25 protein-coding genes are annotated in these 24,523 nt (G+C 63.6%); 7 read left to right on the forward strand and 18 right to left on the reverse strand.

Features of this window, described 5'->3' with window-relative positions; genetic code table 11:
* Window positions 1-5: 5 nt before the first annotated feature.
* The 5 genes from OX459_RS01890 to OX459_RS01910 form a co-directional block, all read right to left on the reverse strand.
* Window positions 6-812 carry an ABC transporter ATP-binding protein gene (locus tag OX459_RS01890; protein WP_289903542.1) on the reverse strand — a complete coding sequence of 269 codons (807 nt, stop codon included), beginning with the start codon at window positions 810-812 and terminating at the stop codon, window positions 6-8.
* Window positions 809-1,894 (reverse strand): acyl-CoA dehydrogenase family protein, encoded by a 1,086-nt coding sequence (locus OX459_RS01895; protein WP_289903543.1) that lies wholly within the window; start codon window positions 1,892-1,894, stop codon window positions 809-811. The genes OX459_RS01890 and OX459_RS01895 overlap by 4 nt, the downstream gene beginning before the upstream one ends.
* Window position 1,895: 1 nt before the next feature.
* Window positions 1,896-2,450 (reverse strand): carboxymuconolactone decarboxylase family protein, encoded by a 555-nt coding sequence (locus OX459_RS01900; RefSeq protein WP_070222110.1) that lies wholly within the window; start codon window positions 2,448-2,450, stop codon window positions 1,896-1,898.
* A 118-nt stretch (window positions 2,451-2,568) separates the two neighbouring features.
* The gene (locus OX459_RS01905) at window positions 2,569-3,489 is read right to left on the reverse strand and encodes an AraC family transcriptional regulator (protein WP_289903547.1); all 921 of its coding nucleotides are present in this window, start codon (window positions 3,487-3,489) and stop codon (window positions 2,569-2,571) included.
* 93 nt (window positions 3,490-3,582) lie between these two features.
* Window positions 3,583-4,422, reverse strand: a complete 840-nt coding sequence (locus OX459_RS01910) for a symmetrical bis(5'-nucleosyl)-tetraphosphatase (RefSeq protein ID WP_289903548.1) — start codon at window positions 4,420-4,422, stop codon at window positions 3,583-3,585.
* 85 nt (window positions 4,423-4,507) lie between these two features.
* Between OX459_RS01910 and OX459_RS01915 the strand changes: the two genes are divergently transcribed.
* The 5 genes from OX459_RS01915 (at window position 4,508) to waaA (ending at window position 8,994) form a co-directional block, all read left to right on the forward strand.
* A complete protein-coding gene (locus tag OX459_RS01915) occupies window positions 4,508-4,741 on the forward strand; it encodes a hypothetical protein (RefSeq protein WP_289903549.1) in 234 nt (77 codons plus the stop codon).
* A 133-nt stretch (window positions 4,742-4,874) separates the two neighbouring features.
* Complete coding sequence (locus OX459_RS01920; RefSeq protein WP_289903551.1) at window positions 4,875-5,183, forward strand: H-NS histone family protein; 309 nt, start codon at window positions 4,875-4,877, stop codon at window positions 5,181-5,183.
* A 91-nt stretch (window positions 5,184-5,274) separates the two neighbouring features.
* On the forward strand, window positions 5,275-6,657 hold the full coding sequence (locus OX459_RS01925) for a phosphomannomutase/phosphoglucomutase (protein WP_289903552.1): 1,383 nt from the start codon (window positions 5,275-5,277) through the stop codon (window positions 6,655-6,657).
* Window positions 6,658-6,661: 4 nt separating this feature from the next.
* A complete protein-coding gene (waaC, locus tag OX459_RS01930) occupies window positions 6,662-7,684 on the forward strand; it encodes a lipopolysaccharide heptosyltransferase I (protein WP_289903554.1) in 1,023 nt (340 codons plus the stop codon).
* A gap of 32 nt (window positions 7,685-7,716) precedes the next feature.
* Window positions 7,717-8,994, forward strand: coding sequence for a lipid IV(A) 3-deoxy-D-manno-octulosonic acid transferase (gene waaA / locus OX459_RS01935; RefSeq protein WP_289903555.1), 1,278 nt, complete (start codon window positions 7,717-7,719; stop codon window positions 8,992-8,994).
* Here the strand turns inward: waaA and OX459_RS01940 are convergent.
* The 11 genes from OX459_RS01940 to miaB form a co-directional block, all read right to left on the reverse strand.
* Window positions 8,991-9,914 carry a SprT family zinc-dependent metalloprotease gene (locus tag OX459_RS01940; protein ID WP_289903556.1) on the reverse strand — a complete coding sequence of 308 codons (924 nt, stop codon included), beginning with the start codon at window positions 9,912-9,914 and terminating at the stop codon, window positions 8,991-8,993. The genes waaA and OX459_RS01940 overlap by 4 nt on opposite strands.
* A gap of 44 nt (window positions 9,915-9,958) precedes the next feature.
* On the reverse strand, window positions 9,959-10,699 hold the full coding sequence (locus tag OX459_RS01945) for a lysophospholipid acyltransferase family protein (RefSeq protein WP_034746739.1): 741 nt from the start codon (window positions 10,697-10,699) through the stop codon (window positions 9,959-9,961).
* A gap of 16 nt (window positions 10,700-10,715) precedes the next feature.
* Entirely contained in the window at window positions 10,716-11,303 is a 588-nt protein-coding gene (gene gmhB / locus OX459_RS01950) for a D-glycero-beta-D-manno-heptose 1,7-bisphosphate 7-phosphatase (RefSeq protein ID WP_289903559.1), read from the reverse strand.
* The gene (gene glyS / locus OX459_RS01955; protein ID WP_289903561.1) at window positions 11,303-13,405 is read right to left on the reverse strand and encodes a glycine--tRNA ligase subunit beta; all 2,103 of its coding nucleotides are present in this window, start codon (window positions 13,403-13,405) and stop codon (window positions 11,303-11,305) included. The genes gmhB and glyS overlap by 1 nt, the downstream gene beginning before the upstream one ends.
* Window positions 13,406-13,444: 39 nt before the next feature.
* A complete protein-coding gene (glyQ, locus tag OX459_RS01960; protein WP_289903563.1) occupies window positions 13,445-14,362 on the reverse strand; it encodes a glycine--tRNA ligase subunit alpha in 918 nt (305 codons plus the stop codon).
* A gap of 147 nt (window positions 14,363-14,509) precedes the next feature.
* Complete coding sequence (gene lnt / locus OX459_RS01965) at window positions 14,510-16,090, reverse strand: apolipoprotein N-acyltransferase (RefSeq protein WP_289903566.1); 1,581 nt, start codon at window positions 16,088-16,090, stop codon at window positions 14,510-14,512.
* A 16-nt stretch (window positions 16,091-16,106) separates the two neighbouring features.
* The gene (locus OX459_RS01970) at window positions 16,107-16,985 is read right to left on the reverse strand and encodes a transporter associated domain-containing protein (RefSeq protein WP_071075558.1); all 879 of its coding nucleotides are present in this window, start codon (window positions 16,983-16,985) and stop codon (window positions 16,107-16,109) included.
* Window positions 16,986-17,102: 117 nt separating this feature from the next.
* Window positions 17,103-17,525: a DUF4259 domain-containing protein gene (locus OX459_RS01975; RefSeq protein WP_099666558.1), complete on the reverse strand. Its 423-nt coding sequence runs from the start codon at window positions 17,523-17,525 to the stop codon at window positions 17,103-17,105.
* A 4-nt stretch (window positions 17,526-17,529) separates the two neighbouring features.
* Window positions 17,530-17,994: an rRNA maturation RNase YbeY gene (ybeY, locus tag OX459_RS01980; RefSeq protein ID WP_099666559.1), complete on the reverse strand. Its 465-nt coding sequence runs from the start codon at window positions 17,992-17,994 to the stop codon at window positions 17,530-17,532.
* On the reverse strand, window positions 17,978-19,042 hold the full coding sequence (locus tag OX459_RS01985) for a PhoH family protein (protein WP_099666560.1): 1,065 nt from the start codon (window positions 19,040-19,042) through the stop codon (window positions 17,978-17,980). Before OX459_RS01985 ends, ybeY begins: the two co-directional genes overlap by 17 nt.
* Window positions 19,039-20,406 (reverse strand): tRNA (N6-isopentenyl adenosine(37)-C2)-methylthiotransferase MiaB, encoded by a 1,368-nt coding sequence (gene miaB, locus OX459_RS01990; RefSeq protein ID WP_289903567.1) that lies wholly within the window; start codon window positions 20,404-20,406, stop codon window positions 19,039-19,041. Before miaB ends, OX459_RS01985 begins: the two co-directional genes overlap by 4 nt.
* Before the next feature lie 687 nt (window positions 20,407-21,093).
* Between miaB and OX459_RS01995 the strand changes: the two genes are divergently transcribed.
* A complete protein-coding gene (locus OX459_RS01995; protein ID WP_034746769.1) occupies window positions 21,094-21,420 on the forward strand; it encodes a hypothetical protein in 327 nt (108 codons plus the stop codon).
* A gap of 141 nt (window positions 21,421-21,561) precedes the next feature.
* Here the strand turns inward: OX459_RS01995 and OX459_RS02000 are convergent, their stop codons facing one another.
* Window positions 21,562-22,407: an HDOD domain-containing protein gene (locus OX459_RS02000; protein ID WP_289903568.1), complete on the reverse strand. Its 846-nt coding sequence runs from the start codon at window positions 22,405-22,407 to the stop codon at window positions 21,562-21,564.
* The gene (locus OX459_RS02005; RefSeq protein ID WP_306508788.1) at window positions 22,404-22,733 is read right to left on the reverse strand and encodes a hypothetical protein; all 330 of its coding nucleotides are present in this window, start codon (window positions 22,731-22,733) and stop codon (window positions 22,404-22,406) included. The genes OX459_RS02000 and OX459_RS02005 overlap by 4 nt, the downstream gene beginning before the upstream one ends.
* 210 nt (window positions 22,734-22,943) lie before the next feature.
* Between OX459_RS02005 and OX459_RS02010 the strand changes: the two genes are divergently transcribed.
* Entirely contained in the window at window positions 22,944-24,521 is a 1,578-nt protein-coding gene (locus OX459_RS02010) for a HAMP domain-containing sensor histidine kinase (protein WP_099666563.1), read from the forward strand.
* Window positions 24,522-24,523: the final 2 nt, after the last annotated feature.

Below are 24,523 nucleotides of genomic sequence, written 5' to 3' on the forward strand. Positions count from 1 at the left end.
GTCGATTAATTGGGAGCGAAGGCGGGCGTTTGATCCTGCTTTTGCAGCGCCTGCAGGGCCTCGAGAATGTCCATCTTGAGGGCGATCACGTCGGCGCTGTGGCCGATTCTGGGCTGGGCGATGGCGACGGGCCATTCGCGCACGATGTTGCCCGGCTTGCCGCCCATCAGCAGGATGCGGTCGGCCACGAGGATCGCTTCATCGATATCATGCGTGACGAGCAGCACGGCCGTGTGCCAGCGGTGCACCACGTCGACCAGCAGCGACTGCATCTCGGCGCGCGTGATGGCGTCGAGCGCGGAAAACGGTTCATCGGCGAACAGCAGTTCCGGTTCGCGTGCCAGCGCACGGGCCAGCGCCACGCGCTGCGCCATGCCGCCGGAGAGGGCGGATGGATACAGCTTTTCGCGTCCCTTCAATCCCACCGCCTCGATAGCTTGCGCCACGCGCGCCTGGTGCGCTTCGCGCGTCAACTGCGGCTGGTGCTTGAAGTCCAGGCCGAAGCCTGCATTGCCCGTGACGTTCAGCCAGGGCAGCAGGCTGGCTTGCTGGAAGACGAGGGCGCTGCGCGGGTCCGGCTCGCGCATGGGGGCGTCGAGGAATTGAATCTCGCCCGTGGACGGCGGCTGCAAGCCGGCCAGCACGCGCAGCAGGCTCGATTTGCCGCAGCCGCTGCCGCCCAACAGGCAGACGATTTCGCGCTTGCGCACGCCCAGCGAGACGTGCTGGAACACGGGCGCCGTGCCCGGATAGGCATAGCTCAGGTCCTGCGCCTGCAGCGCCCAGTCTTGCGTTTCCACCGCTGCCGTCATGCCGGCGCTCCCGCCGCCTTGGCCGCCTGCTGGCTATCGAATAGCTGCAAGGCCGCCTGCAACTGCGTCAGGCTGGGGGTGACGATGGGGATGAACGACGATTCGCGCCAGCGGCGGGCAAAGCCCTGCTGCTCGGCGTTCAGATAGGCACGCCCGCCCATGGCTTGCAATTCCAGCATCAGCGCCTGCTGCAGCACGTCGGCCAGCTGTATGCGCAGGCGGAACATGGCCGGCGCCTGCGTCTTGAAGCGGCCATCGTGAACGCCGGCCAGCAAGGTTGCGACGGCGGCCTGCAGGGTGGTTTGCAGCGCTTCGATGCGCGGCGTGAGCTGGTTGCGCGAGCCGGCAGAAATTTGCGCCGCTTTGGCCAGGCTGGCGCGCGCCAGGCCGATCGACAGGCCGCACTGCATGCCGAGGAACGATGGGCGCACCTGCGGCAGCCAGGCCGGCGCGTTGTCGCTGATGATGTCCGCGGCGGGGATGTGCACCTGCGTCAGCCTGACGGAAGCGGTATTGCTGCCGCGTAAGGCGATCAGGTCCAGGTCGTCGCTGCGCTGCACGCCTGCCGTGCTGCTGTCGAAGGCAACGATGACGGGTGGCGCGCCGTCGTTCGGCGCCACGGCGGCGGCGGCGACAAAGCCCGCCTTGCGCAAGTTCGTCACCCAGGCCAGGCCGCCGTCGACCAGCAAGCCGTCGTCGTGGCGCGCGCCCGTGATTTGCAGTTGCTCGATGCCGGACAAGAATTTCATGGCGTTCGACAGGCCGCTGGCACCAGCCTGCGAGCCTGCCAGCAGGCCAGGCAAGCGGTGCTCGGCCAGGGCGTGGTTGTCGCTTTGCAGCAGGAATTCGATGAAGCAGCGCTGGCCCCAGAAAACAAAGGCGGCCGTCACCGATTGTTCGGCCACGTTGGCGATGGCGTCGATGGCGTCGCGTACGTCGCCGCCCGCGCCGCCGTGTTCCTGCGGCACGCCGATGGCCAGCAACTGGTCGCCAGCGAGAGCCGGCAAAATGGTTTCAGCCAGGTCCGACGATTGGTCCAACTGGTCGGCATGCGTGTGCAGCCAGTGATTGAGGTGGCCCATGTCAGACGGCGCCAGGCAGGTAGGGCGTCAATTGCGGATTGACGGGCGTGCCGGCCAGGCTGTTGGAGAAATTGCACAGCGTCGCCAGGCTGATGCCCAGCACCACTTCCAGCGCCTGCTGTTCGTTGTAGCCGGCGGCCAGGAAGGCTTGGTATTCGGCGTCGCTGACGGCGCCGCGCGTGGCGATGACGGCCGTGGCGAAGGCGGCGACGGCGTCCAGCTTTGTATCGCCCGTCGGCTGGCCATGCTGCAGCGCGCGCACGGTGTCCGGTGTCTGGCCCGCTTTTTTCAGCGAGATGGCGCTATGGCCGGCGATGCAGAAATCGCAGCCGTGGATGCGCGCGGCCGTGATTTGCACCACTTCGCGTTCCATTAACGTCAGGCTGGCGCGCGCATTGATGCCGGAGACGGTCAGATAGGTTTCCAGGGCCAGCGGGGCATTGGCCAGCACGCCGATCAGGTTGGGCAGGAAGCCATTGTTGGCGATGGCCTTTTCCACGAAGGGGCGGCTATCGGCCGGGGCGGTATCGAGAGTGTGCAGCGTCAGACGGGACATGGGGTACCTTGCTAAGTTGGTAAGTCACTCATGCATTATATCGGCCATGCCGTGCAGGTAACAGACGTCAGCGTCGTCCTTTTGTGCTCGTTCGTCTGCGATTGTGCGATCCTTGATTTCAGCTGGCCAGTTGGCGCTGGCGCTGGTCGCGCCGGTAGGCGCCTGGCTGTTCGCCCGTGACTCGCTTGAAGGCGCGCGTAAAGGCCGCGTGCGAGCGGTAGCCCACCAGTTCGGCCGCGCGTTCGACGGAGACGCCATCGTGCAGGCGCCGTGCGGCGATCTTCATGCGCAGCAGGAGCAGGAACTGGGCCGGCGAGTGGCCGCTGGCGCTGGCGAAATGCTTGCAGAAGCTGGCGCGCGACATGCACGCGGCCTTGGCCATGTTCTCGATCGACCAGTCGTCGGCGGGGGCGTCGAGCATGCGTTCGAGCAGCGGCGAAAATGCGGGCTGGTGCAGCAGCGACAGCAGGCCGGCCGCCACCTGCTCGCCCTGCGCCACATGGCGTATCAGGTAAAAGAACAGCAGTTCGACCAGGCGCGCGATGAGCGGCGACGGTTGTTCCGGGTCGCCGCCGGCTTCCGCCAGGATCAGGTCGAACAGCGCGGCAGCGGCGCTGAAGGCGGGCGCGTCGCCGCGTATCAGCAGGTACGGCGGGAAGGAGTCGACGATCAGCGCGGAGAGGGCGCCGCGAAATTGAAAGAAGCCGCAGGCCAGCGCCGTCGCCGGCTGGTCCGTGGACGACTGCAGCGGCAGCATGGCTTGCGCGCTGACCGCCTGCAGCGGGTCGCTGTGCGGGCTGAGGAAGTGCGGCAAGTCGCGCAGCAGGAAGACGCCGTCGCGCGGGCCGAGCGCAATCGGAGCCGTCCCGTCGAGGTGCAGATAGCAGTGGCCATCGAGCACCAGGTGAAAGCTGCCCAGTTCCCGGCCCGCCGTGGAGGCGCGCCAGCGGCCGCAGTACTGGCCCACATGCAGGACGGCGGTGTCGAGTTCCAGGCTGCCGAGCAGCCAGCGCGCCAGTCTGTCGGTATCAGGATGCATGGGATCGCAAAGGCAAAAGCTGCATCATACGGGCTGCGCGCGGCAAGGCCAACGACCGATTTCGACTAAGCATATGCGCGCCATGCTTGCCATTTAGCGCTTGCCGCTGTGCTGCTGGAAGGCGGGGCAGGCGACTTGCAGCAGCGAGCGGTCTTCCAGGCACACGGACGACAGTTTTCCACCCCAGACGCAGCCGCTATCGAGGCCGATCAGGTGCTCCCGCAGCTGCAGTCCCAGCGCCGACCAGTGGCCGAAGACGATGGTGTCGCCGGCGCTGCGCCGTCCCGGCACGTCGAACCACGGCAGCAGGCCGGAACCCGGCGGCGGGCTGCCGCTCTCCTTCATCTTGAAGTCCATCACGCCTTCCGGCGTGCAAAAGCGCAGCCGCGTCATGGCGTTGACGATGCAGCGCAGCCGGTCGGCGCCCTGCAGGTCGTCGCGCCAGGCGGCCGGCTCGTTGCCGTACATGGTGCGCAGAAAGGCCACCCAGCCGTCGCTGCGCAGCATCGCGGACACTTCCCCGCTCAGGGACAGGGCTTGGGCCGCACTCCATTGCGGCAGCAAGCCCGCATGCACGAGCACGTGGCCGTCGTGCTCCAGTGCCAACGGCCGCTGGCGCAGCCAGTTGATCAACTCGTCGCGGTCGGGTGCGTCGAGGATCTCGGCCAGCGTATCGGACGCATGCTCGGGGCGGATGCCGTTGGCCACGGCCAGCAGGTGCAAGTCATGGTTGCCCAGGACGCTGTCGGCCAGGCCCTGCTGCGCTAGCGCGTGCACGTGGCGCAGCGTGGCCAGCGAGGCCGGGCCGCGGTTGATCAGGTCGCCCGCGAACAGCAGGCGGTACGGGCCATTCGCCGCCGCCTGGATCCGTTCGATCAGTTCGATGGTTTGTGCATGGCAGCCTTGCAGATCGCCGATAAAGTAAGTTTTCATATGTGCCAGGGTGAAGTGAACTACGCGCCTGCATTATAAGCATGCCTGCCCTTTGGTGTTGGGTGCATTCCTGGTCGGTACCCGATTGCGCGCACTGCTGGCGGGAAGAAAAGCGGATGCCGATTATGCTGCCGGAGATTTAATGGGGCGGCATTTCCCGCTGGCGTATATCGATAATCATCCGCCAGCGCGTTTATCGGAATGGATAGCCGCGCCAAGCTGGTCTTGCAAGCGGCCTGCGCAGGAAGCCGGAATGCCACTCATCCATGTTTATTTATTTTCTACGCGTACTTTCGGCATATTTTTCATTGAATCTTAATGTGGAGCAGATAAATAAGCCGATAGCCGTGATTCAATAGGCGATGAATTATGCAACGCTACGCAGATGTTTATGCAATGTAGTATATTTCACGCTTATTTTATTATTTAAATTAATATAAAGGATGTACGGGATGGATCTGTCTACGATGACGATGCTGGAATTGCGCAAGCTGGAAGATAATATCAAGCAGGAATTGAACGGCCGCGAACGTGAAGATTTGAACAAGGCGCGCGAACAGATCATGGCCATCGCGCAGCAGGCGGGCATTCCGCTGAAACAACTGATACTCGACGGCTTGCACCCGCGCACGGGCAAAGTCGCGGTGCGTTACCGCCATCCTGACAATGCGACCGAACAATGGACAGGCCGTGGTCGCCAGCCGCTGTGGGTCAGGCAATGGGTGGAATCGGGCAAGTCGATCGATCTGCTGCGCGTATAATTCGGTATACTCTTGGCGCAGTAGCAAGCTGTCAGCCCCGCGCTGCACCTTGCCAGGCACCCTATTTGACCCTCTTTATACCGCCCACACCATGCTTCCATTGTCCAGAACGATCTTCAAGGCCTACGATATTCGCGGCATCATCGCTAAAACCCTCGATGCCAGCGTGGCCCACAAGATCGGTCAGGCATTTGGCCAGGCCGCTCTGGCCAAGGGCGAGCAGCGGGTCGTGATCGGCCGCGATGGCCGCCTGTCGGGGCCGGAATTGACGGCGGCGCTGGCGCAGGGCTTGCAAGCTGCAGGCGTCGACGTGATCGACCTGGGCGTGGTGGCCACGCCGATGGTCTACTTCGGCACGAATGTGCTCGACACGCGTTCCGGCATCATGGTCACGGGCAGCCACAATCCGCCCGACTACAACGGCTTCAAGATGGTGCTGGCCGGTGAAGCCATTCACGGCGAAGCGATCCAGGCCCTGTACCACAGCATCGTCGCGCACGACGGCAGCGCCAGCAGCACGCCAGGCAGCTATGCCACGCACGATATCCGCGCCGCCTATTTGGAGCGCATCCTGGGCGACGTCAAGCTGGCGCGTCCGATCAAGATCGCCGTCGACTGCGGCAATGGCGTGGCCGGCGCATTCGCGGGCGACCTGTTCCGCGGCATGGGCTGCGAAGTCATTGAACTGTTCTGCGAAGTCGATGGCAATTTCCCGAACCACCACCCGGACCCGGCGCATCCGGAAAACCTGCAAGACCTGATCCGCTGCTTGGCCGAGACGGATGCCGAAATCGGCATCGCCTTCGACGGCGACGGCGACCGCCTGGGCGTGGTCACCAAGGATGGCCAGATCATCTACCCTGACCGCCAGATGATGCTGTTCGCCGCCGATGTGCTGACCCGCCATCCTGGCGCGCAAATCCTGTACGACGTCAAATGCACGCGCCACCTGGCGCCTTACATCACCAAGCATGGCGGCGTGCCGCTGATGTACAAGACGGGCCACTCGCTGGTAAAAGCCAAGCTGCGCGAGACGGGTGCGCCGCTGGGTGGCGAAATGAGCGGCCATATCTTCTTCAAGGACCGCTGGTACGGTTTCGACGACGGCCTGTATTCGGCTGCGCGCCTGCTGGAAATCCTCACGCGCGAAGCCGATCCATCGGCCTTGCTGAACTCTCTGCCGCAGTCCGACAGCACGCCCGAACTGCACCTGGAGCTGAAGGAAGGCGAGAATGTCGCGCTGATGGACATGCTGCGCCGCGACGCCGTCTTCCCCGGCAATGAGCAGATCATCACCATCGACGGCTTGCGCGTGGAGTATGCGGATGGTTTCGGCCTGGCCCGCTCGTCGAACACCACGCCGGTGATCGTCATGCGCTTCGAAGCGGAAACGCCGGCAGCGCTGGCGCGCATCCAGGGACAGTTCAAGAGCGTGATCCTGGCCGCCAAGCCAGACGCTGTGCTGCCGTTCTGACAGCATGGCCGGCCAAGCTGGCGCACAGGCGCCCTTGAAAATCCTGCTGGTGCGGGTGTCCTCGCTGGGCGACGTACTGCATAACCTGCCGATGGTGGCGGATATCGCCCGCCATTATCCGGATGCGACCATCGACTGGGTGGTCGAAGAGGGTTATGTCAGCCTGGTGTGCCTGAATCCGCGCGTGGGCACCATCTTCCCGTTCGCGCTGCGGCGCTGGCGCAAGAGCCTGGGCAAGAAAGAAACGCGCGCGGAAATCGCTGCCTTCTTCCGCAGCCTGCGGCAGACGCGCTACGATTATGTGTTCGATACCCAGGGCTTGCTCAAGACGGGCATCATCATGGGTGCCGCGCGCCTGGCGCCGGGCGGACAGAAAGTCGGCCTGGCCAATGGCAGCGAAGGCTCCGGCTACGAAGGTATCTCGCGCATTTTTCATACGAAAAGCATTCCGCTCGATCCGCGTACACATGCGGTAGCGCGCGGTCGCCTGGTGGCCGGCGCGGCGCTCGGCTATACGGTCGATACGCCGGCCGATTTCGGCTTGCCGGACATATCGGCCAGCGAAGCGCGTCCGGACTGGATGGGCGAGGCGCCCTACTGCGTGTATTTCCACGGCACGGCGCGTGACGCCAAGAAATGGGCGCCGGAGAACTGGATCGCCCTGGGCCACGCGCTCGCTCCCATGCCGATTTTGCTGCCCTGGGGTTCGCCCAAGGAAAAGGCGGAAGCCGAACAACTGGCGGCCAGCCTGCCCAACGCGTGCCTGCTGCCGAAGCTATCGATGGAAGACGCCACCCTGCTGGCGCGCCATGCGGCGCTGGTGATCGGCGTCGACACGGGCCTGACGCATATCGCCGCCGCCTTTGTACGTCCGACGGTGGAAATCTATGCCGATTCGCCGCTGTGGAAAACGGAAGGCAACTGGTCGCCGAAAATCATCAACCTGGGCGACAAGGGCGCGCCGCCCGGCGTGCCGGAAGTGCTGGCCGCGGCGCGGCGCCTGCTGGCCGACCACCCTCCCGCCTGACTTCAACCGCCTGACTTCAACATCAAACAAACATGCGACTTCTTTATACCCTTGCCTGGTGGCTGGCCTTGCCCCTGGTGCTGGCGCGGCTGTGGCTGCGCGGACGCCAGGAACCCGGCTATCGCCAGCATTGGGGCGAGCGTCTGGGCTTTTATGGACGTCGGCCGACATCCGCTACCGACACCATCTGGCTGCACGCCGTCTCCGTCGGCGAGACGCGCGCGGCCGAGCCGTTGATCGATGCGCTGCTGGCCGCATGGCCCGCGTGCCGCATCGTCCTCACGCACATGACGCCGACGGGGCGCGCCACGGGGAAATCCCTGTTCGCCAGACACGGGGCGCGCCTGGTGCAAAGCTACCTGCCGTATGACACGGGCGCCATGCCGGCCCGTTTCATCCGCCATTTCGCGCCGCGCATCTGCATCCTGATGGAGACGGAAGTGTGGCCAAACCTGATCCACCAATGCAATCGCTACAAAGTGCCCGTGGTGCTGGCCAATGCGCGCCTGTCGCAGCGATCGCTGGGCAAGGCGCAGCGCCTGGGCAAATTGATTGCTGATGCGGCGCGCGGCATCACCCTGGTGGCGGCGCAGACGCAGGACGATGCCGATCGGGTGCGTCAGCTGGGCGTGCAGGACGTGGTGGTCACAGGCAGCATCAAGTTCGACGTCGTCGTGCCCGAGGCGGCGCTGGCGACAGGCGCCTGGCTGCGCGGCGCCATCGGCACACGTCCCGTGCTGTTGTGCGCCAGCACGCGCGAAGGGGAAGAACAATTGATTCTCGACGCCTTGACCCGCGCCAGCCTGCCCGCGAATGCACTGCTCTTGATCGTGCCGCGTCATCCGCAGCGCTTCGACGAGGTGGAAAAATTGGTGCTGGCGCAAGGCCTGGCCATGCAGCGCAGGTCCGGCCTGGGCCAGGATGGCGTCGTGGCTGCGGGCACGCAGGTGCTGCTGGGCGACTCGATGGGCGAGATGTTTGCGTACTATGCAGCCTGCGATTGTGCTTTCGTGGGCGGCAGCCTGCTGCCGCTGGGCGGGCAAAACCTGATCGAGCCGGCGGCCCTGGGCAAGCCCGTGCTGATCGGCCCCCACACCTTCAATTTTGCGCTGGTGACCGAGCAGGCGATTGCCGCCGGCGGCGCCGCGCTGGTGGCGGACGCCGACGCGCTGATGGCGCAGGCGGCGGCCCTGCTGCAGGATCCCGCGCGCCTGGCGGCCATGGGAGAAAAAGCGCTGGCGTTTGCCAGCCAGCATCGGGGCGCCACGCCGCGCACGATCGCTGCGATCCAGCCTTTGCTGCCAGCTTAATTGAACAGGACTGGTAATTCCTGCGAGCGTTTTCTGAGCGCCTGCTTGGCCCCATCGTAATCGGGATAGATCGATTCCACGGTGGCCCAGAAGCGGGGGCTGTGGTTCATTTCCAGCAGATGCGACAGTTCGTGCGCCACCACGTAGTCGATCAGCGGCAGGGCGAAATGGATCAGGCGCCAGTTCAGGCGGATCTTGCGCTCGATGGTGCAGCTGCCCCAGCGCGTGCCGGCCGATGATAGCGACAGTGAATCGTACTGCACGCCCAGCTTGTCCGCATACACGTCCAGGCGCGCCTCGAACAGCTGGCGCGCTTCGTGCTGGAACCATCCCTTCACTTTTTCCTTCAACTGCTGTTCGCTGCCCGTGGGCGTGACCCAAACGTGCAGCTCATTCGTCTCGCGCTGGAAGCTGGCGCGGTGGCGCGGTGCCTGGTGCAACCGCAAGGTGATGTCGCCGCCGAGGTAGGGCAGCACGGCGCCGTCGATCCATGCCACGGGCGGGCGCTGCTGGCGCTGCACCTTGCGCTCGCCCCGTTCCAGCAGTTTCGAGACGATCCAGCCTTGCTTGGCGCGGATGGCGTTGTCGATTTCGGCCAGGGTGACGCGCTTGGGCGCCGTGACGCGCAAGCCGTTATCGTCGATCATGAAGCCGATGGAACGGCGCGTGGAACGGCGCAGGGCAAATTCGACGAGGTGGCTGCCCAGTTGCAGCTGGCGCAGTGGCGGGCCATCGGCGGTGCGTGGCGGGGAAGGCAGAGGAGGCGGGGCAGGACGAGTGATGGGGGGCGCGGGTGCCACTAGCGGTGGCGCCACGGGCGGCGCTGGCGGTGCCGTGGGGCGCACCGCCGGGGGCGTGCTGGTCGAGACGTCATGCGCGAACAAATCCAGTTGCTGGTCGCCGACCCTGATGGTCTTCATCTGCTGGCGCAGTGTCGGCTCCTGGATGACCGCGCTGATGCCGTCTAGCCAGCGTTGTAGGCGTGAGGCGAAATGACGCGCATTTCTGATTCTATCCAATTTTCCACCTGTTGCATCATGCTGTCCGGGGTTTGCCCTTCCGGCGAAATCGGTTTGCCTATCGAGACGGTGATCAGTCCCGGGCGTTTGAGGAACGATTGCTTGGGCCAGCACTCGCCTGAATTATGCGCAATCGGCACCACCACGGCGCCCGTGGCGATAGCCAAACGCGTGCCGCCGCTCTTGTACTTGCCCGCCTGGCCCACGGGAATGCGGGTACCTTCAGGGAACATGATAATCCATTGGCCATCTGCCAGGCGGCGCTTGCCATGCGCGACGACGCTCTTGAACGCATGCTTGCCCTGCTTGCGGTCGATGGGGATCATGCGCAGCAGCGCCATGGCCCAGCCGAAGAAGGGGATGTACAAAATCTCCTTCTTGAACACATATACGAGCGGGCGTGGCAGGCTGGGAAGCAAAAAGATGGTTTCCCAGGCCGACTGGTGCTTCGAGAGCACGATGGCCGGCGCATCGGGGAAGTTCTCGGCACCCTTGACTTCATAGCGGATGCCGCAAATGACCTTGGCACACCACAGGATAAACACGTTCCAGCGCGAGGTGACCCAATAGCGCTTGTTATAGCTCAATGGCGCGGCAAAAAAGCACACGCAGGCCCAGACGATGGTTGCCACGATCATGATGATCATGAACAGCAGGGATCGCAGGAACAGGGAAATATTACGCAATGCGGTTCTCCGAAGATTAGATACTGAATGCCACTGTGGGCGCCGCTGCCGCCGGCGCCTTGAGCAGGTGGCTGACGACGGCGGCCAGGTCGGGGAAGACCTGGGTGCCAGGCGGCAAGCCGCCCGTTTCATTGGTCTTTTCGCCTTTGCCCGTCAAGACCAGGTAGGGCACGCAGCCGCTGATGAAGCCTGCCTGCAGGTCGCGCAGCGAATCACCGACCGTGGGCACGCCTTTCAGGCTGGTGTTGTAGCGCTGCGATATTTCATGGAACATGCCCGGTTTCGGCTTGCGGCAATCGCAATTGTCCGCGCCCGCATGCGGGCAAAAGAAGATGGCATCGATATCGGCGCCTACCTGCTGCGCCAATGTATGCATTTTCTGGTGGATCGCGTTCAAGACCGTCATGTCGAAATATTCGCGCGCGATGCCCGACTGGTTCGAGGCGATGACGACGCGATAGCCGGCCTGGTTCAGGCGGGCGATCGCTTCGAGCGAACCGGGGATCGGCAGCCATTCGGCCGGCGACTTGATGAAGTCCGGCGAGTCATGGTTAATGACACCGTCGCGGTCGAGAATAATCAGCTTCAGCGCCGGCGTGCCCATTATGCCGCCAGCTTCGAAATGTCTGCCACGCGGTTCATCATGCCGTGCAGCGACGACAGCAAGGCCAGGCGGTTGTTGCGCAGGGCGACATCCTCGGCCATCACCATCACGTCGTTGAAGAAGCCATCGACATCGTCGCGCAGCTGCGCCAGCGTTTGCAGGGTGCTGGTGAAGTCGCCCTTGGCGAAGGCCGCGTCGACTTCCGGCTGCACGCGCGAGACGGCGGCGGCCAGTTTTTTCTCCGCCTCGTCCTGCAGCAGCGCCACGTTGACGCCGCCGGCGGCGACCTGGCTCACGGCTTCTTCGTTCTTTTTCAGGATGTTCGTGATGCGCTTGTTGGCGGCGGCCAGCGAGGCGCTTTCTGGCAGGGCGGCAAACGCCTGCACGGCTTCCAGGCGCTGCACGATGTCGTCCAGGCGGTCCGGGTTTTGCGCCACGACGGCTTCGATTTCATTCGGCGAAAAACCGCGCTCGCGCAGGATGCCGCGCAGGCGGTCGAGCATGAAGGTGGTCACGTCGGCCACCGGGTCCTTGAAGCCGGGAACGGCTGCGAACTGCGCTGCGGCGTCGGCCAGCAAGCCCTGGATCGACAATGGCAGGCGTTTTTCCAGCAGCATGCGCAGCACGCCCAAGGCATGGCGGCGCAGTGCGAACGGGTCCTTGTCGCCCGTCGGCGCCAGGCCGATGGCCCAGATGCCGACCAGGGTTTCGAGCTTGTCGGCCAGCGCCACGGCCGTGCCGGTGGCGGTCGATGGCAGGCTGTCGCCGGCAAAGCGCGGCTGGTAATGCTCGGACGCGGCCAGCGCCACTTCCTCGGCTTCGCCGTCATGGCGCGCGTAGTACGTGCCCATGATGCCTTGCAGCTCGGGGAATTCGCCTACCATGTCGGTCAGCAGATCGGCCTTGGCCAGCAGGGCGCCACGTTCGGCCAGGGGCACGTCATATTGCAGCTTGGCGGCGATGGCGCCGGCTAATGCTTTTACTCTTTCTGTGCGGGCAGCTTGCGTGCCCAGCTTGTTGTGGTAGACGACGTTGGCCAGCAGCGGCAGGCGCGATGCCAGGGTCTTCTTCTTGTCTTGCTCGAAGAAGAACTTGGCGTCCGACAGGCGCGGGCGCACGACGCGCTCGTTGCCGCCGATGATGTGTTCGGGCGTGTCCGTTTCGATGTTCGACACGATCAGGAAGCGCGAGCGCAGCTTGCCTTCGCTGTCCGTCAAGGCGAAGTATTTCTGGTTCGTCTGCATGGTGAGGATCAGGCATTCCTGCGGCACGGCCAGGAATTCTTCCTCGAAGTGGCACTCATACACGACCGGCCATTCGACCAGGGCCGTGACTTCATCGAGCAGCGCTTCGGGCATCAGCACCTGGTCGGCGCCGGCCTTGTCCAGCAGCTGGGCGCGGATGCGCTCCTTGCGTTCTTCGTTGCTGGCGATGACGCTGGCGTTGAGGATCAGCGACGGTGCATAGTTTTCCGCGTGCGCAATGGTGATCGGCGCGCCGTCGGTGAGGAAGCGGTGGCCCAGGGTGGTGCGGCCGGCCGTCAAGCCCAGCAAGGTCAACGGCAGGATATTGATGCCGTGCAGGGCGATCAGGCTGTGGGCCGGGCGCACGAATTGCACGGTGCTGCCATCCGGGCGCTGATAGCTCATCAGTTTTGGAATCGGCAGCTTGGCGGCCGACTCGGCCAGGGCAGCTTGCGCGCCCGTGGCGAGCTGGCTGCCGGGTGCCGTGTAGGTGTAGAAGAAGCTTTCAGCCTTGCCGTCGGCGGCGCGTTCCAGCTCGGCCACCGTCAGGTCGGGGAAGCCCAGCGCGGCCAGTTTCTTGGCCAGCGGCGGGGTGCCGTTGCCGTTCGCGTCCAGCGCCACGGAGACGGGCAAGACTTTTTCGCGGATCGATTTATCGGGCGAGACTTCGCGCACGTTGGTGATGGAGACGGCCAGGCGGCGCGGCGAGGCGTAGCTGGTGGCGACGCTGTCGGCTTCCAGGAAGTCGCGCGCTTTCAGTCCGTTGACGATGCCGGCCGTGAAGGCGGCGCCCAGTTTGGCCAGCGCTTTCGGCGGCAGTTCTTCGGTCAGCAGTTCGATGAGCAGTGTTTGGTTCATGGTGTTCTTGTCTGGTACGGCGGTGTATGAGCTAGGCAATCAAGCGGCGGCGGGTTGGTTTGCGGCGGGCAGCATCGGGAAACCGAGGCGCTCGCGCGAGTCGTAATACGCTTGCGCCACCAGGCGCGACAGGGTGCGCACGCGGCCGATGTAGGCGGCGCGTTCCGTCACCGAGATGGCGCCACGCGCATCTAACATATTGAAGCTGTGCGAAGCCTTCATGATCTTTTCGTAGGCGGGCAGGGTCAGTTGCAGCTCGATCAGGCGTTTCGCTTCCGCTTCGTAGTTGCCGAACTGTTCGAACAGCAGGTCCGTATTCGCGTGCTCGAAGTTGTAGGTCGATTGCTCCACTTCGTTCTGGTGGAAGACGTCGCCATAGGTCAGTTTTTTCGTGACCCCGTTCTCTTCCCACTCGGTCCACACCAGGTCATACACGTTTTCCACGCCTTGCAGATACATGGCCAGGCGTTCGATGCCGTAGGTGATTTCGCCCAGCACGGGCTTGCAATCGAGGCCGCCCACTTGCTGGAAGTAGGTAAATTGGGTCACTTCCATGCCGTTCAGCCAGACTTCCCAGCCCAGGCCCCAGGCGCCCAGGGTCGGGCTTTCCCAGTCGTCTTCGACGAAGCGCACGTCATTCTGCTTCAAATCCAGGCCCAGCGCGGCCAGCGAACCCAGATACAGGTCGAGGATGTTTTCCGGCGCGGGCTTGAGCACCACCTGATACTGGTAATAGTGCTGCATGCGGTTCGGGTTTTCGCCATAGCGGCCATCCTTCGGGCGGCGCGAAGGCTGCACATACGCGGCGCGCCAAGGCTCCGGGCCGATCGCGCGCAGGAAGGTGCCGGTGTGGAAGGTGCCGGCGCCGACTTCCATGTCGTAAGGCTGGAGCAGGGCGCAACCTTGCTTGTCCCAATAGGTTTGCAAGGTCAGGATAATTTGTTGAAATGTGAGCATCGTATGAGTTCGCCGCGCGGGAGGCTGCGCTTTGTTAAGGTTTGCTTGAAGCCCGGACGCATGCTTGGCAGCGCGTCCGGGCCGGAGTTTTGCTAATTTTAGCGGTTTTTACGGGCCCACTGTGACTCTTCGGGCAATATCGGCCGCTTATTGCTGCGCGGCGCGGCCACGGCGGGCGGCGCGCGACAGCAGGAAGGCCGTCAGCAGGGCCAGCGCGGCCAGGGCCAGCACCAGTTTGTTGCCGTAAAGAATGTATGGCGTCATGCCGCCCATGCCTTGCACCTTGGCCGCCAGGGTGGCTTGCTGTTCCGGCTGCAGCAGGCTTTGCACCACGCCCTTGCCGTCGATGACGGCGGTGGCGCCCGTATTCGTCGAGCGCAGCATCGGGCGGCCCGTTTCCAGGCTGCGCATCTGCGAGATCTGCAGATGCTGCGGGATGGCGATCGAGTCGCCAAACCAGGCCAGGTTCGAGATATTCAGCAGCACGGACGCTGACTGCTTGCCGCTGCGGTGGGCGCTGGCCAGCTGGCCGGCGATTTCCTCGCCAAACAAGTCTTCATAGCAGATATTCGGCAGCACCAGCTGGTCGCGCACGGCCAAAGGCGCTTGCACCTCGGCGCCGCGGCCCATGTCGCCCAGCGGGATGGCCATCATGGCGACAAACCAGTGCAGACCGGGCGGCACGAATTCGCCGAATGGCACCAGGTGGTGCTTGCGGTACTGGTAGTACGGTCCCGGCGTGCCGTTGGGCGTGATCCCCACGGCCGCATTGTAGAAGCGCTGCTGCTCGTCGAGCACGGGCATGCCGACCAAAATCGAGCTGCCCGTCTGCCGCGCATACGTCGCCAGGCTATCCAGATAACCGGGCGGCAGCTGGTGCGGCAGCACGGTGACGGCCGTTTCCGGCGTGGCGATTAGGTCGGCCGGCGCGCTGGTGATGGCGCTTTGGTACATCTGCAGGGCGCCCAGCACGAAGCCGGGGTCGAATTTCTGCTGCTGCGGCACATTGCCCTGCAGCAGGCGCACCGTGATCGGACGTCCGACCGGGTGCGTCCACGCCACGTACTGCAAGCCGATGCCGGCCGCGTACAGCGTGATCAGGCCGCCCAGCGCGAACCAGCGCGTACGGTGCGTGAGCAAGAGCAGGGCGCCGGCCGACAGCGCCGCCAGCCAGCCCAGGCCATATGACCCAACGATGGGGGCGAAGCCGGCCAGCGGGCTGGCATTGTGGGCGTAACCGGTGGCCAGCCATGGGAAACCCGTAAACAGCCAGCCTCGCGTCCATTCGAACAGGGTCCAGGTCGCGGGCAGCACCAGCAGGGTCATGGCGGGCAGGGACAGCACCCAGCGCTGGCGCAGCCAGGCGGCAGCGCCCATGGCCAGGGCCACGTAAATGGCCATCAACAGGGCCAGCAGGGCCACGGCGACGGCGGCAATCGGCGCGGCCATGTCGCCATAGCGGTGCATGGAGATGTACAGCCAGTGCGTGCCGGCCGCGCACCAGCCGAAGCCGTAGGCCCAGCCGATCAGCGCGCCGCCCTTGACGCTGGACGAACGCAGCACCTGGTAGAACAGCATGCCCAGGCTGAGGATTTGCAGCGGCCAGTAGCCGAAAGGGGCGAACGCCAGCACGGCGACGGCGCCGGCGATGGCGGCAGTCAGCATGCGCGCCCAGGTGCTGCGGGGCGGTTTGGCGGGGGCGTTGGGGTCGGCGCGTCTGAAACGCATTTACAGGACGCGCATGTCAGAGTTCCAGTTCCGGCACGTTGGGCAGGCGCTCGACGAGCAGCACGTGCACCTGGCGCGCATCGGCGCGCAGCACCTCGAAGCGCAGGTTGCCCAGGTCGAAAATATCGCCCTTGTGCGCCATGCGGCCCAGGTACTTCGACACGAGGCCGCCGATGGTGTCGACGTCGTCGTCCACCAGGTGGCTGCCCACTTCTTCGTTGAATTGTTCGATCTCGGTCAGCGCCTTGACGCGCCAGCGGGGGCCGAACTGGCCTTCCTTCAGCGAGAGGATATTGTCCTCGGCTTCGTCGAAGTCGTATTCGTCCTCGATATCGCCGACGATCTGTTCCAGCACGTCTTCGATGGTGATCAGGCCGGCGACGCCGCTGTATTCATCGACGACGATGGCCATGTGATTGTGGTTGGCGCGGAAATCGCGCAGCAGCACATTCAGGCGTTTCGATTCGGGGATGAAGATGGCGGGGCGCAGCATGTCGCGGACGTCGAAAGTTTCTTCTGCGTAATAACGCAGCAAGTCTTTCGCCAGCAGGATGCCGATGACCTTGTCGCGCTCGCCTTCGATCGCGGGGAAGCGCGAGTGGGCGGTGGACAGGACTTCCGGCATCCATTCCTCGATCGGCTTGCTGATGTCGATGACATCCATTTGCGAACGGGGAATCATGATGTCGCGCGCACAGAGATCCGATACCTGAAACACGCCTTCGATCATCGACAGGGCGTCGGCATCGATCAGCTTGCGTTCATGCGCATCGTGTAGAACATCGAGCAATTCTGCACGGTTCTCTGGCTCGGGGGAAATGAGTGCGGTCAGGCGTTCAAACAGTGACCGGTGGGGCTTGACGTCAGTTCTGACGCCACTAGGGTGCTCGGGCATAGGAGGCGTGAGCCGTTGTTGCGAAGGGATATAGGATACACCAAAAGTGGGGGAATACCGGATTTCCCCGCTTTTGATGCAAATTTAATACGTTGAAGTGCGCCGTTGCCCGATGTTTTACGCGGCGTCCGGGCCCAGCACGCGTGCGCGCAAGGCCGCCACGTCGGCTTGCCAGTCGGCGAAATGCTCGCTGTCCTGCCACAGCTGGCGCAGTTCCGACGATTCCGCCGTGATGCGCTCGAAGGCCAGGCGCGCCTTGTCCAGCAGCGGCGGCGTCACCTTCTTCTTGCAGGCGGCCACCCACTCGTCCACTTCCGCCGTGGCCGGATCGTCCTCGCCCGGCTTGCCCAAGAGGCGCGCGATCACTTCCAGCGCGGCCAGCGCTTCGGCGGCGAACGGCGCTTCCAGCTCCGCTTCCTGGCTGTCGATGACGTTGTCGAGCGTCGTCTCGACCAGTTCCAGGGTTTTATATTCGTGCAAGTCCTGCGCCCAATCCATGGCGTAGTCGTTGCCGAAGGCGTCAGTGGCCCAGGTTCCCATCTGCTTACTCCTTGTACGGGTCGGTGATGCCGAGCTTGGCCAGGATGTCCGTTTCTAGTCCCTCCATTTCGGCCGCTTCTTCGTCATCCATGTGGTCGTAGCCCTGCGCATGCAGCACGCCGTGCACGATCAGATGGGCCGTATGCTCTTCCACGCTTTTCTTCTGTTCCGCCGCTTCCTTTTCCAGCACGTCGGTGCACAGGATGATGTCGGCGCGCGTCGGCTCGTCGTCGCTTAACTCTTCGCCTTCGTTGTAGGCGAACGTCAGCACGTTGGTGGCGTAGTCCTTTTCGCGGTAATCGCGGTTCAAGGTACGGCCTTCTTCCGCGTCGACGAAGCGGATGGTGAATTCGGCGGGGGCGAACAGGGCCGCCTTGACCCAGCGGCGCACTTTCGGGCGCGTGATCAGGGTTTCCAGGCGGGCGTCCGGGTATTGCACGGACAGGGACAGTTTATTTTTTTCGGACATTTTTGGCGGCAGCTGGTTTCAACAAGGGGAGTAACTGAGCGGCGTCGGCGTTGGCCGCCTGCGCCGTTTCATAGGCGTCGACGATGCGCGCGACGAGTGGATGGCGCACCACGTCGGTGCTGTTAAATTGCGTGAAGCCGATGCCGCGCACGTCTTTCAATACGTGCACGGCGTCGATCAGGCCGCTCGTCTGGCTCTTGTGCAGGTCGACTTGCGTGACGTCGCCCGTCACCACGGCCTTGCTGCCGAAGCCGATGCGCGTCAAAAACATCTTCATCTGTTCGACGGTGGTGTTTTGCGCCTCGTCAAGGATGACGAAGGCGTGGTTCAGGGTGCGTCCGCGCATGTAGGCCAGCGGGGCGATCTCGATCACCTGTTTTTCAAACAGTTTTTGCGTGCGGTCAAAGCCCAGCAAATCATACAGCGCATCGTAGAGGGGACGCAGATACGGGTCGACCTTTTGCGCCAGGTCGCCCGGCAGGAAGCCCAGGCGTTCGCCCGCTTCGACGGCGGGGCGCGTCAAGATGATGCGCTTGACGGCGTCGCGTTCGAGCGCGTCGACGGCGCAGGCGACGGCCAGGTAGGTTTTGCCCGTGCCCGCCGGGCCGACGCCAAAGCTGATGTCGTGCTCGAGGATGTCGCGCAGGTAGGCGATCTGGTGCGGCGTGCGCCCGCGCAGGTCGGCGCGCCGCGTTTTCAGCACGGGGCTGGCGATATCCGGCTCGACGAAGGTGCTGACGGGTGCGTTGGCGTGGTGTTCCGAGGCGGCGGACAGGCCCGCGCGCTGTTCTACCAGGGCCAGCTGCACTTCTTCCAGCGGCACGACCTTGTTGGCGATGGCGTAGAACTGTTCGAGGATTTCCACGGCGCGTTCGGCATTGCTGCCGCCGACAATGAATTTCTCGCCGCGGCGGAAGATCGTCACGTCGAGGGCGGCGGAAATCTGGCGCAGGTTTTCATCGAGGGGGCCGCACAGGTGCGCCAGGCGCGTGTTGTCGAGCGGCTCGGGGATGAAGTAATGCGGCTGTATCGGGGCTTTGGTTTTCAACTGGCTCTTTTCAATGCGGGTGCGCTGGCGACGAGTTCGCCGCGCAGGGTGTAGGAATGGCTTTCGGTGATGCGCACGTCGACCAGCTGGCCGATCAGTTGCAAACCGTCAGGGCCGGCGTCAAAATTGACCACGCGGTTGTTTTCCGTGCGGCCTTGCAGTTCGCTGTCATTGGTATCCTTCTTCGAGCGGCCTTCGACGAGGATGGTTTGCACGGTGCCGACCATGGACAGGCTGTATTTGCGCGTGTTGGCGTCGATGGCCGTCTGCAATTGCTGCAGCCGGGCCAGCTTGACTTCATGCGGCGTGTCGTCTTCCAGGCTGGCGGCCGGCGTGCCGGGGCGCTTGCTGAAGATGAAGCTGTAGCTGTTGTCGAAGCCCACGTCGGCGATCAGCTTCATCATCGCGTCGAAGTCGGCCTGGGTCTCGCCGGGGAAACCGACGATGAAGTCGGACGAAATGGCCATGTTCGGGCGCACGGCGCGGATGCGGCGGATGATGGATTTGTATTCGAGGCCCGTGTAGCCGCGCTTCATGGCGCCCAGTACCTTGTCGGAACCGTGCTGCGCGGGCAAATACAGGTGGTCGACCAGCTGCGGGATCTTCGCATAGGCGTCGATCAGGCGCTGCGTGAATTCTTTCGGGTGGCTGGTGACGAAGCGCATGCGCGCGATGCCGGGGATGTCGGCCACGTATTCGAGCAGCAGGGCGAAGTCGGCAATGTCTCCGCCTTCCATCGCGCCACGGTAGGCGTTGACGTTTTGCCCCAGCAGGGTGATTTCCTTGACGCCCTGGGCGGCCAGGCCCGCCACTTCCGTCAGCACGTCCTCGAAGCGGCGCGACACTTCCTCGCCGCGCGTGTAGGGCACGACGCAGTAGCTGCAATATTTGCTGCAGCCTTCCATGATGGACACGAACGCCGAGGCGCCTTCCACCTTGGCTGGCGGCATGTGGTCGAACTTTTCGATTTCCGGGAAGCTGATATCCACTTGCGCGTCGCCGCTGGCGCGGCGCAGTTCGATCATCTGCGGCAGGCGGTGCAGGGTTTGCGGGCCGAAGACCATGTCGACATACGGCGCGCGCTTGACGATGGCGTCGCCTTCCTGCGACGCCACGCAGCCGCCCACGCCGATCAGCAGGTGCGGCTTGGCCAGTTTCAGCTCGCGCAGGCGGCCCAGGTCGGAAAACACTTTTTCCTGCGCCTTTTCGCGCACGGAGCAGGTATTGAGCAGGATCACATCGGCATCTTCCGGCGTGTCGGTGCGCACCAGGCCATCGGAGGCGCCCAGCACGTCGGCCATCTTGTCCGAGTCGTACTCGTTCATCTGGCAGCCGAAGGTTTTAATGAATACTTTTTTCTGCATGGCGTCGGGTGCTTATCGGTAAATGTGGCGGCAAATAAGTGGGACAAATAATGGAGCAAATCAGTGTGGCTGCAAATAAGCTGGGCAGGGGGCTTGCGCTGTGCGCCGCTCGGGGCGGGAGGCGGCGGATGACCGGCCGGGCAGCCTCTAGCTGCCCGGCGGCAGGCTCGCTGCAAGTTCAGGCCATAGTTTAGCGTAAATCGCCGGGGCGGGCCATGTTGTGCTTACCTTGCCGACAAGGTTGTCGCCTGTATATGTGGCCCTGCGTCGTGATGCCCAAAAGCATTTATTGCCGTGTGACACCATTGATTTGTAACAAGTTGCTGCAAAGCCTTGTGTGCGCCCGCTGGCATCCTAATGTGTTGAAATAGCATCGTTGCCAAGCCAACCAGCAGCTTGATTGATATTTAACAATCAGGAAGTTTGCGCGAGGCGCAGATGCCGCGTGTTTGGGCTAGTATATTGCCTTATATGCAATTCATTTCAGTGAATTGCACGTGCTTTTACTCACGCGGCAAATTGCGTACGTTGGCTGGGCGTGGCTGTGCGAGTCCTGTGCAGGCAGTGCGATACGGAGGAAAGGCGGGGGAGGGCTGAATCCGATGACAGACGTTTATTTGAACACTCTAAGCCAGCCTTAAGTTCGTATCGGCATTATTTTCTACATTCACCAGACGAGGAAAAATCATGGCACATCATGCATTAGCATCGCAAGAGAGTTACAACCCGAACCACCTGCTGGATATTCTGCTGAGCAAGATGCAGCTGAAAAACGATGCAGCCCTGTCGCGTCTGCTCGAAGTGGCGCCACCCGTCATCAGCAAGATCCGCCATCACCGCTTGCCGGTCGGCGCCTCGCTGCTGATCCGCATGCACGAAGTGACGGGCATGAGCATCCGTGACCTGCGCGACTTGATGGGCGACCGCCGCACCAAGTATCGTCTGTCCGATGCCCAGGGCCGTCCAAAAGCGGAAGACCGCGGCGATGCGCAAGAATCGAATTACGCGCACTGATGCGGCGGTGGCGCGCTGACTGTGCCGCTTGCGTAACTGCTGGCGGCAACAGGCCGGCGTGGAGCGGGCAGCATGGACACACCGCAATACCCTTGACGGCTTTCGCTTCGCAGCGAGAGCCGTTTGCGTTTGCGGCCATGTCTAGCTCAGCAGTGCCGAGGTGATTTCGTCATAGCGCAGTTCCGTCTCGCGGAACAGCTGCAGATACGTGTCTTCGCCCAGGCCCAGCGCATCCCAGGCTACCGGCGAGACGCGCGGCACCATGTCGTCGCCCGCCTGCGCCAGGTCGAGCGCGCAGACGACGGCATTGGCCACGTGGATCAGCGACGCGAGGAAGCCTGCTCCCGGCGTGTCCGGCTGCAGATAGTTACCCAGCGCCAGGCGCATCGTGTCGGAAAAATTCCAGTGTTCGGCCAGCGCCACGCCAGCTTGCACGTGATCCACGCCCAGTACGGCTTGCTCCGCTTCGAGCAGGCTGCAATCGTGCGCCGCCTGGTGCGCGATGACTTGCGCATAGTGCGCGGGAAAACTGCTGACCAGCACCAGGCGGCCGATGTTGTGCAGCAAGCCGGCCGTGAACGCGTAATCCTGGTTGAAGCGGATTTGCCGCGCCAGCACCTTGGCGCAGGCGGCCGTCGCCACCGAATGGCGCCAGAAGGCCTTGTCGTCGAAACCGGGGCAGCGTCCTTCCGGGAAGCAACCCGTGATGGCCGCCGACGTGATCAGGCTGCGCGTGGTCTGGAAGCCCAGGTAAGTGATCGCCTGCTGGATGGTGGTGGCTTTCACCTGCAAGCCATATTGCGAGGAGTTGGCCAGGCGCAGGGTTTTCGCCGTCAGCGCCTGGTCGTACGATACTTTTTTGGCCAGCACGGAAATATCGACGTCTTCCTGGTCGATGCTGTTCAATAGTTCCATGACGACGGCGGGCAGCGATGGCAGGTCGTCGAGGTGGGCGACGATATCGTCGAGCGTCAACTGGGTGCTCATGCTGCCTCTCCCGTGCCCAGGCGGTAAGCCGTGACATAGCTGCGCAGCAAGGTGGTGGCCGCATCCAGGGGATCCTCGGGGTCATGCTTGCGGAACAGGTAGGCCAGTCGTTCGCTGTCGGCCGCCTGTTGCGCGGCGATTTCTTCGGGCGAGGGGGGCGGCGCCTGGATCGGCAGCATGTCGATGTTGTGGCGCGGCATCAGGGCCAGCATGTTTTCCGTCAATACCGCGCCTTGCGGCAACAGCACTTGTCCATGCGCATCGAGCAAGACATCCGACAAGACCATGCCAGGACGAACTTGTTCCAGGGGTAGATGTTGATGCATGACCGCCATGACGACTCCTTAGATGATTGCGGGATATTACCATTGCCATGGCGCAATGTCTCAACCTGTATCAAGGCCTGGTGGAAAACGGCATTGCTGTAAATCTTGCCAATAAGCATGTCATACCGTACATTTGATTCAGGCTGTTGTCCGCTGACGTCACTGCGCCCGCGCCGCGGGCTGGCGGCCTGGCCCGGGGAGTGTTGATTGATGGTGAGTATCCAAGTCCGGCTGACCCTGCTTTTTGTCGTGATCGTCACCCTGGTGCTGGGCATTTCGGGTAGCTATACCCAATATACCTTGAGCAAGGAACTCGAATCGGGCAGCGCGCGCCTGCGCAGCGGCGTGCTGACGCGCTTGCAGACCAGCTTGCCGTCCGCCCTGTGGGACCTCGACAAATCCAAGGTCGACAGCATCGTCGCGGCCGAAATGCTGCCGCCGGAACTGGTCGGCATCCGCGTCTACGACGCCTCCGTCGGCCTGTTCGCGGGCGAAGTACGCGACGCGGCCGGCACCCTGGTGCCTTTGACCTCCGACGTGGCCATGGGCGGCACGCCCGTCGAGGCGCCGCTGGTGTTCCGCGACGCCGTAGCCGCGGCCACGGGCGGCAAGCCGGTGATCGTCGGCAAGGTCATCGTCAATTTCAGCCGTGCCCAGATCGATGCAGCCCTGCGCGGCGAAGTGCGGCGCAAGGTGCTGGAAGTGTTGCTACTTGACATCATTTTGGTGGGCGCCCTGGCGCTGAGCCTGCGCATCGTCTTCGGCCCCTTGAAACAGTTGCGCGACGGCTTGTTCGACCTGGCCACGCGCGGCAGCGATGATGTCGAAGAGCTGCCGGAAAACCGGCGCGACGAGCTGGGCGACGTGATCCGCGGCTTCAATGCCGTGCAGCGCAAGCTCAAGTCCATCATCGAGGGCAGCCGCGAGGCGGAAGACATGGCGCGCCGCTCGCAGCAGGAGACGGCGCAGGCCATGGACGAGTTGCGCCGCGCGCAGGAATCGTTGCTGCAGTCGGAACGCCTGGCCTCGCTGGGCAGCCTGGTGGCGGGCGTGGCGCATGAAATCAATACCCCGGTCGGCATCGCGCTGACCAGCGCCTCGGTGCTGAAGGAAGCCACCGATGGCATCAGCGCGGCGGTGGCGGGCGGCAGCGTGAAGAAGACCGATATCGTGCGCTACCTGGAAACGGCCGGCGAAAGCGCGCGCCTTATCATGAACAATGCCTACCGCGCCGCGCACCTGATCCACAGCTTCAAGCAGATCGCCGTCGACCAGGTCAGCGAAGCGCGCCGTTTGTTCGAATTGCGCGACTATATCGGCGAAGTCATCTCGAGCCTGCAGCCGACCTTGAAAAAGACCCGCATCCGCATCGATATCGATTGCCCGCCCGGCATCATGCTCGACAGCTATCCGGGCGCGCTGGCACAGGTGCTGACCAACCTGGTCCTGAACTGCGTCGAGCACGCCTTCGATGCGGACACGGACGGCCACATCCATATCGGCGTGCACGGCGACAACGACTGGATCGCCATGCAGGTGCGCGACAATGGCCGCGGCATCGCGCCCGACATGCTCGACCGCGTGTTCGACCCGTTTGTCACCACGCGGCGCGGACAGGGCGGCACGGGCCTGGGCTTGAATATCGTATTCAACTTGATTGCCAAGCAGTTTGGCGGCACCATCACGGTCAGCAGCACCTTGGGTCAGGGCGCGACGTTCCTGCTGCGCCTGCCCAAGGTGACGCCATTGCCGGAAGGCGCCGCCAGCGTTCCGGCCGGCCAGGCATAGGC

Source organism: Janthinobacterium sp. SUN026 (assembly GCF_030397625.1).
GTDB lineage: Bacteria > Pseudomonadota > Gammaproteobacteria > Burkholderiales > Burkholderiaceae_D > Janthinobacterium > Janthinobacterium kumbetense.

What these genes read in the sequence shown, in the direction of transcription:
- OX459_RS01890 (WP_289903542.1), bottom strand. Translation starts at nt 812, where the DNA reads ATGACGGCAGCGGTGGAAACGCAAGACTGGGCGCTGCAGGCGCAGGAC.
- OX459_RS01895 (WP_289903543.1), bottom strand. Translation starts at nt 1,894, where the DNA reads ATGGGCCACCTCAATCACTGGCTGCACACGCATGCCGACCAGTTGGAC.
- OX459_RS01900 (WP_070222110.1), bottom strand. Translation starts at nt 2,450, where the DNA reads ATGTCCCGTCTGACGCTGCACACTCTCGATACCGCCCCGGCCGATAGC.
- OX459_RS01905 (WP_289903547.1), bottom strand. Translation starts at nt 3,489, where the DNA reads ATGCATCCTGATACCGACAGACTGGCGCGCTGGCTGCTCGGCAGCCTG.
- OX459_RS01910 (WP_289903548.1), bottom strand. Translation starts at nt 4,422, where the DNA reads ATGAAAACTTACTTTATCGGCGATCTGCAAGGCTGCCATGCACAAACC.
- OX459_RS01920 (WP_289903551.1), top strand. Translation starts at nt 4,875, where the DNA reads ATGGATCTGTCTACGATGACGATGCTGGAATTGCGCAAGCTGGAAGAT.
- OX459_RS01925 (WP_289903552.1), top strand. Translation starts at nt 5,275, where the DNA reads ATGCTTCCATTGTCCAGAACGATCTTCAAGGCCTACGATATTCGCGGC.
- waaC (WP_289903554.1), top strand. Translation starts at nt 6,662, where the DNA reads ATGGCCGGCCAAGCTGGCGCACAGGCGCCCTTGAAAATCCTGCTGGTG.
- waaA (WP_289903555.1), top strand. Translation starts at nt 7,717, where the DNA reads ATGCGACTTCTTTATACCCTTGCCTGGTGGCTGGCCTTGCCCCTGGTG.
- OX459_RS01940 (WP_289903556.1), bottom strand. Translation starts at nt 9,914, where the DNA reads ATGAAGACCATCAGGGTCGGCGACCAGCAACTGGATTTGTTCGCGCAT.
- gmhB (WP_289903559.1), bottom strand. Translation starts at nt 11,303, where the DNA reads ATGGGCACGCCGGCGCTGAAGCTGATTATTCTCGACCGCGACGGTGTC.
- glyS (WP_289903561.1), bottom strand. Translation starts at nt 13,405, where the DNA reads ATGAACCAAACACTGCTCATCGAACTGCTGACCGAAGAACTGCCGCCG.
- glyQ (WP_289903563.1), bottom strand. Translation starts at nt 14,362, where the DNA reads ATGCTCACATTTCAACAAATTATCCTGACCTTGCAAACCTATTGGGAC.
- lnt (WP_289903566.1), bottom strand. Translation starts at nt 16,090, where the DNA reads ATGCGTTTCAGACGCGCCGACCCCAACGCCCCCGCCAAACCGCCCCGC.
- OX459_RS01970 (WP_071075558.1), bottom strand. Translation starts at nt 16,985, where the DNA reads ATGCCCGAGCACCCTAGTGGCGTCAGAACTGACGTCAAGCCCCACCGG.
- OX459_RS01975 (WP_099666558.1), bottom strand. Translation starts at nt 17,525, where the DNA reads ATGGGAACCTGGGCCACTGACGCCTTCGGCAACGACTACGCCATGGAT.
- ybeY (WP_099666559.1), bottom strand. Translation starts at nt 17,994, where the DNA reads ATGTCCGAAAAAAATAAACTGTCCCTGTCCGTGCAATACCCGGACGCC.
- miaB (WP_289903567.1), bottom strand. Translation starts at nt 20,406, where the DNA reads ATGCAGAAAAAAGTATTCATTAAAACCTTCGGCTGCCAGATGAACGAG.
- OX459_RS01995 (WP_034746769.1), top strand. Translation starts at nt 21,094, where the DNA reads ATGGCACATCATGCATTAGCATCGCAAGAGAGTTACAACCCGAACCAC.
- OX459_RS02000 (WP_289903568.1), bottom strand. Translation starts at nt 22,407, where the DNA reads ATGAGCACCCAGTTGACGCTCGACGATATCGTCGCCCACCTCGACGAC.
- OX459_RS02005 (WP_306508788.1), bottom strand. Translation starts at nt 22,733, where the DNA reads ATGCATCAACATCTACCCCTGGAACAAGTTCGTCCTGGCATGGTCTTG.
- OX459_RS02010 (WP_099666563.1), top strand. Translation starts at nt 22,944, where the DNA reads ATGGTGAGTATCCAAGTCCGGCTGACCCTGCTTTTTGTCGTGATCGTC.